Origin of the sequence: Chitinophaga sp. (genome assembly GCF_036569125.1) — a bacterium.
In the GTDB taxonomy this organism is placed as follows: domain Bacteria; phylum Bacteroidota; class Bacteroidia; order Chitinophagales; family Chitinophagaceae; genus Chitinophaga.
This window is the reverse complement of the sequence record NZ_DATCRF010000710.1, coordinates 1-9665: the sequence shown is the minus strand read 5'-3', so window position 1 is coordinate 9665 and position 9665 is coordinate 1. Positions and strand designations below refer to the sequence as shown.

The window sequence follows — 9665 nt, the reverse complement described above, 5'->3', positions numbered from 1 at the left end:
GTTGACGGCTTTTGTGGCAGCTCGACCGAGTATTTTATCGCCCTCAGCCACCAAAGTAAAAAGGTAACCACTTACGGCTCAAACACTATTGGAATGATGGATTACGAAGGCATGTCTAATCCAACCCCGTTACCATACAACAAATTTATTCTAACCATTCCCATTACCAAATCAAGCTGGACGGATACCAAGCCTATTGATCAAACGGGTTTTACCCCGGATGTTCCGATCAGGCTTCCTGAAAACAGGTGGATAGATTTTATCGTAGATGATTTGCCCAAAAGATAAATGCCGGACGAACATGCTGCGCAAAAAAAAGAAAACTATCATCATTCTTGCCCATATTTTTATGTGGCTTTTCCTATCACTAGGCTATTCTTTCCTGTCAGAGCCTATCGTTGCGTATATATTCGCGGGAATACATAATGTAGAAATATGGTTAACCGTATTGTTAATAGGGCTTATTTTAATTTTTATAGGTACAGGAATATCACTAATTGTAAGTTTTAGAATTAGAAGGAAAAAAGAGAACTTATAATCATATCATTAGTACTCAGAAGAATATCTTGTAAGCCATCAAGACACAACCGGCTGGCATGATGCCGGTCTCTGTTTGGTTCCCGATAAACTGCAGAATGAGTTGTGGGATATTCAATGCCATTATAATGGAAAATTTAACTGGAAAGCCGCTAACCTGTTAAGAATAATAAGAATCCACGGCATCTTGTCCTGTATAATTAGGTCCCGACTTGTCATCTGCACCTTTATAAGTTAAGTTGAAATTAATATTTCTTGGTCCCTTACAAATAATCAACTTCCTCCGGGCATTATATTCTATCTCATTTTCGATAAACAACTTTCTTAAATATTGCCCTTTCGGATCTCCCTCAATCTTAATATTATTGAGATCCAGATTAGCCATAATTAGTCCCTGACCACTAACAGACCTTAATCCCTGCGATAACACCTTAAGCTTGTCTCCAATGTAATGAAAGCCGTGAACACAGGTGATCAGGTCGTACTGATCCTCATTTTCCCAGTTAACCAGGGAACTTATTTGAAATCGCAGGCAGCTTACAAATGATGGGATTGGCTGAAATTGGTCTACAAGATCAATCCCTAACAATGTAGCCTGATGCTGAGAACTTTTGTCTGCCAACTCCCTGGCATATTGAATTAATGCATTGCCTTCTCCACAGCATAGGTCCAGCCATTTTACATGCCCCCGCTGCTCTAGACAGGTGTTCAAATATACTTCCGGCTTAAACTTCAGCTCTTTTTCATAGCTGTTGGTCCCGCTGGCATTTCGCTTGCGGTTCATGCGGTTGTTAGCAACTATCGGAGACCAGATCAATTCAGTTTCTGTTAACAGCTTCATCGCTATCAAATATAGGCAAGCATATTGGCTCGCCAAAGACCTTTCACCGCGATGTGTAATGGGCAATTGCATTGTCTTGGCAGTTTCCGCACCATTGGCGCAAGCTTTTAGCTAACAGCACCTAAATCAATTTAGGGCCTAAACGCAAATGAACTGGCCCATCAATACATGTATCCTCTCAGCTTACTAATACATTTCGTCATAACTTTTCTGATACATTTTCGCCATAATGATGTTTTCCTTCAATAATTTTACAGCTGATAAACAGAAAACATATGGATGGCCAATATAGAAAAGACATTTATCCCGGACAGGAAGTAGCCATTATCCTTAAAAAAGACCAGCGAAGCGGCAGATTAACATATGGCATTGTGAAAGATCTGCTTACATCAGCAGCCTATCATTCAAGAGGAATAAAGGTACGGCTGGAGGATGGGCAGGTTGGCCGCGTAGCCCAAACAGATGTGGTGGATCCTGACGGCGAATAAGCGCTACCTGCAATTTTACCATTGCTGAATGATCATACAAACATTGGATTCATCCTTCAATGCAAATTCCCTGGCTCCCCATGGCCGGAGTGTAATTTTGTTAAGATTGGGATGCAGTAATTCCGGATGCGTTGATGCCACCTTTTTATACACTTCTTCAATATCAGTTGTTACCAGCCTGAATTCAGGCCGGTCTTTTTCCGCATACTCCTTATTCTGAAAAAGGTTGATACGCAATCCATCTTTTTCGATCACACAAAAAGGATCCTCTGAGCTCAATTCATCATGTCCAATACTAAACTCCAGGCATTCAATAAAAAGCCTGAGACCTACTTTAATGTCGGTATAAAATACATTGGGGACCAGCTTTGTAAATTTCATTTTGGGCTAATTTGTATTTGTTAAGATATAGAATATCCTTAAAAGCAGGGTTTCCTGATCCAAGTTATTTACATTAGCGGCGTAAAAATGTTAATCATGGAATATGTAAAAGAATATGTTGTTAATCCTGAGCATATTGACGTTCAGGGGATAATGGATGGCCTGTACTATCCTTTTTACATGGAGTATTGCAGGCATGAATTTATAAAAGATGTTCTCGGATTTAGCCTGGAAGAAGAAGCGAAAAGGGGAATCAATATGGTTTTGTCTCAGTACACCATCAATTTTCTCCGTTCGCTGAAAAAGGATGACCGGTTTACAGTAACCTGTGAATTGTTTGCTGATAAAAGCGGCAAACCTCAAATACACTTTGAGCAAAAAATAATCCTAAACAGCAAAATTGTTACCAAAGCAGTTTTCACAGGTACTTGTGTGCCTGCTACCGGTGGACGGCCATTTCTTCCGGATTCAATCAAAGAAAAATTGAATACCGCACCAGTATTGGAATCCTGATGATGCTGCCAGCATACAGACTAAAGTTCCCCCATTATCTGAACATGCTATAATTTCCCGGGGACAAAAAAGGCCGGTCAGTTTCTGCTACAGAATTTGACGGCCTTTACTTTTAGTGATGATGTTGATTGATCATCAGATGTTAATTCTCCGCCGTTTGCTGGTATAATCCGTTATCTCACAATTAACATTACACGTTCTGCCGAAATGTTCTTTGATTGTTCAAATCTGTTTTGTAGATTTAAATGATATACTCCTCTTAACCATTAAACATTTTCACATGAAAAACGTGAAAGCCCTTCTCTTTTTCCCACTACTCGCGGGAATCTTTCTGTTAAGCTCATTTTCAACTAAACAGACCCAAACAGCAAGACCTGCCATCATTAACTACGCGTGGTACACCCCTTCCGGCCAGTTTGTTGCCTGGAGCACGTTGGCAAATGCAGAAATTGTCAGCGATGCCGACACCAATCCAGTTAACGGAACTTTGGTAGCATTGGGCTATACCGATGGTGGACCCGGCCTGCCGCCATCAGGAACCCTTGTTTACCACCTTTATCAGCACCCATGACGAAACTAAAAACGCCCCGTAATTGCGGGGCGTTTTTAGTTTTATGATCTTACAGTGAGCATTCTTTTAACCTCAAAAAATTCAATACATCGTTGCTTACTCCCTCAACATTTTATCCGGTACATCGCCCCTCTTCCTTAAAGTTTGAGCGTAAAATCTTAAAGCCCCTTACTGGTGGCATTAATGCGATTTCCTCTCTTTCTGATGCAATCTTCACCAGAATTTCATTTTATGCAATCGATTGTTTAATTTAAATCAAGATTCCAGGTTTATGAAAAGGAAGGACGTAAATACTATAAGTCCATCCCTCTTTTTCTCTATTGCAAGAATACTGTATTGTCATCATTGCTAATCAACGCCAGGTTGCCCGTGTTTGTAAGCTGCCATAGTTACGCTGTTATACTTCATAGGCGCGTGTTAAAAACGGATGGGCAACAGGCACTATTACACCATTCAGCAATTTCCGCAAAAGCCTGGAGGCTTGATCTTATAAGATAAAATGCTACCGGTGATCCGCTGTTCTACAAAAAATCTAATTCCAGTATGAAACGTTACACCATTACCCTTCTTTTATTATTCGCAGTACAGATCTTATCCGCAGCGCCGCCGGAAGATTCACTGCTACGGCTATGGTACCAACAGCCAGCCACGCAATGGGTAGCCGCACTGCCCGTAGGTAACGGGCGTATAGGCGCTATGGTATTTGGTGGCGTGCAGCAGGAGCAGCTGCAATTGAATGAAGGTTATCTGTGGTCAGGCGGGCCGCGTGATGGTAATAATCCGCAAGCCAAACAAACGTTACCGCTTATACGCCGATTGCTCTCTGAAGAAAAATATACAGAGGCTGACCAGGCTGCACGTAAAATGATGGGACTGTACAGTGCCCGTTACCTGACTCTGGGCAGCCTGTTCTTTGATAACAGTATTAACGGCTCACCGGAACAATACCGGCGGCAGCTGGACCTGAACAATGCCTTGTCCACCGTAACATTTACTGCAGGTGGCGTTACCTATACACGGGAAGTATTCATCAGCTATCCGGCGCAGCTGCTGGTGGTTCGTTTCAAAGCCAGCCGCCCTGGCGCTATTACCTTTAATACCCGTTTTCAAAACCCCATGCCGCATCATACACAGGCGGTGAACGACCGTTATGTGATCATGAAAGGCAAATGCCCGGAATATGTAGCTAACCGCCCGGCAGAAGCCCGGCAAATTGTGTATGCTCCTGGTGGAAATGGAGAAGGGATGAATTATGAAGTGCATTTACAGGCAAGGGTAAAAGATGGCACCGTGCATTCGGATACCAGCGGGTTAAAAGTGCAGAATGCTTCAGAGGTAGTATTGTTATTATCCATAGGCACCAGCTATAACGGACCGGATAAATCTCCGGGCAAAGAAGGTAAGGATCCCGCTGTTGAAGCCCTGCGTTATCTTGATGCTGCGAAACAAAAAGATTATACACAGCTGCTGCAGGAACATGAAAAGGATCACCAGCGCCTTTTCCGTAAAGTAGAACTAGACCTTGGTAAAGACAGCTCTGCAACGCAAGCTACTGATGTACGGCTAAAGGCATACACAGCCAGTGGCGGCCACCGCGATCCGCAGCTGACCACACTGCTGTATCAATATGGACGTTACCTGATGATAGCAGGTTCCCGGAAGGGCGGGCCAGCCATGACGCTGCAAGGTTTATGGAACAATGAAATGCAACCGCCCTGGGGCTCCAACTATACCATTAACATCAATACAGAAATGAACTATTGGCCATCTGAAACAGCTAACCTCAGTGAATGCGGCATTCCATTGTTTAACTTTATTATGCAGCTGGCCAGAAAAGGGCGTGTAACCGCTAGCGTTAATTATGGCGCCAGGGGCTGGACCGCACATCATAATGCCGACATCTGGGCCATGACCAATCCCGCAGGCGGTATTGATTTTAATGATCCACGGGGTAATCCAAGATGGGCTATCTGGCCTATGGGAGGCGCCTGGCTTACCCGGCACCTGTGGGAGCATTACCTGTTCACCGGTAACCGTTCTTTCCTGGCTGATACAGCTTACCCGGTTATGCGGTCTGCCGCAGAATTCATGCTTGACTGGCTGATAAAGAACGATAAAAACCAATGGGTAACCAGCCCGGCCACCTCTCCGGAAAATAATTTCCTGGTAAATGGTAAAAGGGAAGGCTCAGTGAGCATAGCCACTACCATGGACCTTTCCATTATACGTGACCTGTTTAATAATACAGTGCAGGCAGCGCAGCTCTTACATAAAGATGCTGCATTTGCAAACCGGTTAAAGGCTACGCTGCAGGAGCTGTATCCCTTTCATGTAGGGCAGTACGGCCAATTGCAGGAGTGGTATAAGGACTGGGATGACCCGGAAGACCATCACCGGCACCTCTCTCATTTATACGGGCTGTTCCCCGGCTATTTCATTACACCGCGTCATAACCCGGTGCTGGCAGCGGCAGCCAAACGCAGCTTACTGCTGCGCGGCGATGGAGGTACGGGCTGGTCCAAAGCCTGGAAGGTGAACTGGTGGGCGAGGCTGGAAGATGGCGATCATGCTTATACTATGCTGAACAAACAGCTATTCCTGGCTACAGTGGATAGCGTAAGTGTAGCGGATGAAGCGGGGGGCTCTTACCCTAACCTGTTCGATGCACATCCGCCTTTCCAGATAGATGGCAACTTTGGCGTAACTTCTGGTATTACGGAAATGCTGCTGCAAAGCCATGATGGCGCTATTTACTTATTGCCTGCGTTACCGGCGGCCTGGCCAAATGGTCACGTAAAAGGGCTGCAGGCCCGTGGCGGCTTTGAAATAAATATGGAATGGAAACAGGGACACCTTACCAAAGCAGTGCTTCACAGTAAACTGGGCGGCAACTGCCGTATTCGTGTACAGGTGCCTGTAAGTGCAGCAGGTACCGCATTAAAACCCGCCAGTGGAAATAATCCTAACCCCTACTACTTTATTCCATTGCCGGTAAAAACGGAAGTAAAAGACAAGACTAAGCTGCCGGAGCTGCCCCTGAAAAAGATCTATGAGTATGACCTGATAACAACAGCCGGGAAAGATTATAACATTAATACCTATTAACGTAGCACAACTAATACAATACTATGAAGTACCTATTTTTAATGCAATCATTACCGTTACATCCGTAGGGCTGCAGGCGCAATAACCGGAGAAGAGCTGATGAAATTATTTGAGATCACTTTAACACCAATCAGGTAAAATTTTGTACGAATGATATTAAAGAAACGGAGCTATGCCTGCTTATTAACAGGCCTGCTGGCAGGAACAGCTTTGCATGCCGGCCCGGCCGATCAATTCCTGCAGGCATTAAAAAGCAGCAAAGCCACTATTGTAACGGACAACGGGCAAGCCGCACCTGCTACGGTGCAGATCACCCGCAGCTGGAACGGGGATTTTTGCGCTACACGTATAGTCAATGCCGGTAGTACGCCGGTACGTATCCGGGAAGTGGTGCTGGCACAGGCGGGTAAAGCATTACCGTCTAATACGCCTTTTTATGGCGAAGGATTCCAGATGCTGACGCAAACAAGCGGCACGCTGGAAAAGCCGCAGGTATTAGGTAATTATACGGATGACGGGCATTACCGCATACCACAGCCGGCCGGTTACCTGGCCGTGTACAACCTGTTACGCCTGTACCCTGCCGGCGAACCGCAGCTGCTGCTGGGATTTACCAGCTGCAAACGTTTTGTAGGTAAGTTCTACCTGAATGCAGACACCATTAAGGTGGTCATGGACCTGGAAAACCTGTCCCTGGCTCCTGGAGCGGCTTTTCAGCTGGAGGAGTGGGCGCTGATGAATGGCAGGGAAGGTAATGCCCTGCTGGAAAAATTTGCCAACCGTATTAATCATTATCATCCCCGCCTGGCCTTTAAGCAACCGCCTACCGGCTGGTGCAGCTGGTATTGCTTTGGCCCACGGGTAACGGCGCAGAATATTTATGATAACCTGGACTATATTAAGGCCAACCTGCCTGCCCTGCGATATATACAGATAGATGATGGTTACCAGCCGCATATGGGCGACTGGCTGTCCACCGGCCAATCATTTGGAGGTAACATACAACCGGTATTGAAAACTATACGCAGCAAGGGCTTTGAACCGGCAATATGGGTGGCTCCCTTTATTTGCGACAGCAATTCAACGGTATATAAAGAGCATCCTGACTGGCTGGTAAAAGATGCGGGGGGTAAACCCCTGCGCAGCGATCTTGTTACTTTTGGCGGCTGGCGGCTTAAACCCTGGTATGTGTTGGATGGCACTAACCCTGCGGTACAAAAACACCTGGAACAAATGTTCCGCGTTATGCGTACCCAGTGGGGATGCACCTACTTTAAGCTGGACGCAAATTTCTGGGGCGCTATACACGGCGGTTATTTCTATGACAAACAGGCTACCCGTGTAGATGCATACCGCCGCGGTATGGAAGCCATCCTTAAAGGCACCGGCGATGCTTTTATACTGGGCTGTAATCATCCGCTGTGGCCCTCTCTGGGCCTTATACACGGCTCCCGTAGCTCTATGGATATTAAACGGCAGTGGTCTGTTTTTGAACGTTCGGGCAGGGAAAACCTGTACCGTGCCTGGCAAAATGGCCGCCTGTGGTGGAATGATCCCGATTGCCTGCTGCTGACCGGTAACATGCCGGATAATGAATTTCGTTTTCATGCGGCGCTCATCTATAGCACAGGAGGTATGCTGCTGAGCGGTGATGACCTGACCACGATCTCACCCGAACGGTTAAACGTGTTACGGAAAACCGTACCGCCTACCGCGCAGGCAGCGGCTTTTGAAGACGGGAAATTTGAGATAGGCCGGCTATCTACACCCAAAGGTAAATACATCGTGCTGCTAAACTGGGATAGCACCGCCAGAAGCATTACAGCTAAACTGGATAAGCCCTGTGAGGTAGTGGACCACTGGACTGGTAAAAGCCTGGGCAAATTTTCAGATAAATATACATTGGAGCTGCAGGGCCATGATGGAACCGTAGTGGAATTAAAAGAGTAATATAAAGTGCCCCAAAAGATTGAAACTTTTGGGGCACTTCACTATCATAATGCGGCTTTAGTTGTAACCGTTGATAAGGTTAACAACCACCTGCGCAATAATATCCTTTTCATCCGGCTTACTTTCTGCGATCATTAACGTTAATGCAACCAGCGCATTATCCGCAATCCGCTTTGTACCATCTTCCCGGTAAAGGATACTGTTCTTTTCAAGGAACCATACAAACAGGAAAGCTGCGATCCGCTTATTGCCATCTGAAAATGAATGGTTCTTAACTACAAAGTATAGCAGGTGAGCTGCTTTTTCTTCAATGCTCGGATAGAGCTCGCGCCCTCCGAAAGACTGATAGATGGTTGCAATAGAGCTCTGAAAAGATTCATCCTTTTCATTGCCGAACAAGCTGCTGCCACCAAATTTATCTCTCAAACTACGGATAGCTTTCATTGCTTCCCCGTAAGTGGCAATAAAGCCCTGCTGCGTATGCGTGGCCTCTATGGTAAGCTTGCGATGATCATATTTATCTAAAACATCCAGCGCATAGGTATAATCGGTAATTACTTTTAACAGACCGCTGGCCTGGTCAGAAGATAATTCCTGCGCTTCCAGTACATTGCCCATCAACTTCAACGTTTGTTTAAGGGCTTCAAACTGCTGGCTTTGTTCGTGCAGGCGCTTTTCGTTTAAGGAGTATCCTTTAACCAGGTATTCCTTTAGGATTTTGTTTGCCCAAATGCGGAATTGGGTGCCGCGGATTGAGTTGACACGATAGCCAATGGAGATTATCATGTCCAGGTTATAGTGCTCTAACTCCCTGGAAATGTTCCTTTTACCTTCCATTCGAACTGTTCGGATTTTCCGAACAGTTGCTTCCTGATTCAATTCCTCTGAATTAAATATATGCTTTATATGCTCGCTGATGTTTGCCTTACTGGATTGAAAAAGATCTACAATTTGTGATTGCGTTAACCAAATTGTATCCTGATCAAGGATAACATCGATAGATGTTTCTCCATCCGGTGTCTGATAAATGATAATCTGATTATTCTCCATTTCACACGTCTTTGTATTAATCATGAAATTAACACATCCGCGATGGATAAATAGTTAAGTGCTGGTAAATCTTCGTACAATTCTACGTTTCCGTTGTTTTCAATTTCAAATTGAAAAAAGGAGGGCTAACACCCTCCTTCTTTTCTTACCACCAAACCGTTGTTTCACCTTCATCAAAAGGAGGTCTTGGTGTAGTAAAATCAAAGAATTTAGCACCCTCACCATGCAC

9 protein-coding genes are annotated in these 9665 nt (G+C 45.2%); 6 read left to right on the top strand and 3 right to left on the bottom strand.

The window, feature by feature from the left end:
* The coding region (locus tag VIM87_RS26380; RefSeq protein WP_331999880.1) for a hypothetical protein at nucleotides 1-288 on the top strand (288 nt) is incomplete at its 5' end.
* A 409-nt stretch (nucleotides 289-697) separates the two neighbouring features.
* On the opposite strand, the gene VIM87_RS26375 is transcribed toward VIM87_RS26380, so the two are convergent.
* Entirely contained in the window at nucleotides 698-1378 is a 681-nt protein-coding gene (locus VIM87_RS26375; protein WP_331999879.1) for a methyltransferase domain-containing protein, read from the bottom strand.
* A 275-nt stretch (nucleotides 1379-1653) separates the two neighbouring features.
* Between VIM87_RS26375 and VIM87_RS26370 the strand changes: the two genes are divergently transcribed.
* A complete protein-coding gene (locus VIM87_RS26370; protein ID WP_331999878.1) occupies nucleotides 1654-1866 on the top strand; it encodes a YwbE family protein in 213 nt (70 codons plus the stop codon).
* 15 nt (nucleotides 1867-1881) lie between these two features.
* Here the strand turns inward: VIM87_RS26370 and VIM87_RS26365 are convergent, their stop codons facing one another.
* Nucleotides 1882-2247, bottom strand: a complete 366-nt coding sequence (locus VIM87_RS26365; RefSeq protein ID WP_331999877.1) for a hypothetical protein — start codon at nucleotides 2245-2247, stop codon at nucleotides 1882-1884.
* Between the two features lie 96 nt (nucleotides 2248-2343).
* Here VIM87_RS26365 and VIM87_RS26360 point away from each other — a divergent pair, with 96 nt between their 5' ends.
* From VIM87_RS26360 to VIM87_RS26345, 4 genes are all read left to right on the top strand, one after another.
* The gene (locus tag VIM87_RS26360) at nucleotides 2344-2760 is read left to right on the top strand and encodes a thioesterase family protein (RefSeq protein ID WP_331999876.1); all 417 of its coding nucleotides are present in this window, start codon (nucleotides 2344-2346) and stop codon (nucleotides 2758-2760) included.
* Nucleotides 2761-3040: 280 nt separating this feature from the next.
* Nucleotides 3041-3331, top strand: coding sequence for a hypothetical protein (locus tag VIM87_RS26355; protein ID WP_331999875.1), 291 nt, complete (start codon nucleotides 3041-3043; stop codon nucleotides 3329-3331).
* Nucleotides 3332-3874: 543 nt separating this feature from the next.
* Nucleotides 3875-6436: a glycoside hydrolase family 95 protein gene (locus tag VIM87_RS26350; RefSeq protein WP_331999874.1), complete on the top strand. Its 2562-nt coding sequence runs from the start codon at nucleotides 3875-3877 to the stop codon at nucleotides 6434-6436.
* A gap of 150 nt (nucleotides 6437-6586) precedes the next feature.
* Nucleotides 6587-8386: a glycoside hydrolase family 36 protein gene (locus tag VIM87_RS26345; RefSeq protein WP_331999873.1), complete on the top strand. Its 1800-nt coding sequence runs from the start codon at nucleotides 6587-6589 to the stop codon at nucleotides 8384-8386.
* A gap of 57 nt (nucleotides 8387-8443) precedes the next feature.
* Here the strand turns inward: VIM87_RS26345 and VIM87_RS26340 are convergent, their stop codons facing one another.
* Nucleotides 8444-9436, bottom strand: coding sequence for a virulence protein RhuM/Fic/DOC family protein (locus tag VIM87_RS26340; protein WP_331999872.1), 993 nt, complete (start codon nucleotides 9434-9436; stop codon nucleotides 8444-8446).
* Nucleotides 9437-9665 lie beyond the last annotated feature (229 nt).

Coding starts and splice junctions, on each gene's coding strand:
- VIM87_RS26375 (WP_331999879.1), bottom strand. CDS start 1,378: ATGAAGCTGTTAACAGAAACTGAATTGATCTGGTCTCCGATAGTTGCT.
- VIM87_RS26370 (WP_331999878.1), top strand. CDS start 1,654: ATGGATGGCCAATATAGAAAAGACATTTATCCCGGACAGGAAGTAGCC.
- VIM87_RS26365 (WP_331999877.1), bottom strand. CDS start 2,247: ATGAAATTTACAAAGCTGGTCCCCAATGTATTTTATACCGACATTAAA.
- VIM87_RS26360 (WP_331999876.1), top strand. CDS start 2,344: ATGGAATATGTAAAAGAATATGTTGTTAATCCTGAGCATATTGACGTT.
- VIM87_RS26355 (WP_331999875.1), top strand. CDS start 3,041: ATGAAAAACGTGAAAGCCCTTCTCTTTTTCCCACTACTCGCGGGAATC.
- VIM87_RS26350 (WP_331999874.1), top strand. CDS start 3,875: ATGAAACGTTACACCATTACCCTTCTTTTATTATTCGCAGTACAGATC.
- VIM87_RS26345 (WP_331999873.1), top strand. CDS start 6,587: ATGATATTAAAGAAACGGAGCTATGCCTGCTTATTAACAGGCCTGCTG.
- VIM87_RS26340 (WP_331999872.1), bottom strand. CDS start 9,436: ATGGAGAATAATCAGATTATCATTTATCAGACACCGGATGGAGAAACA.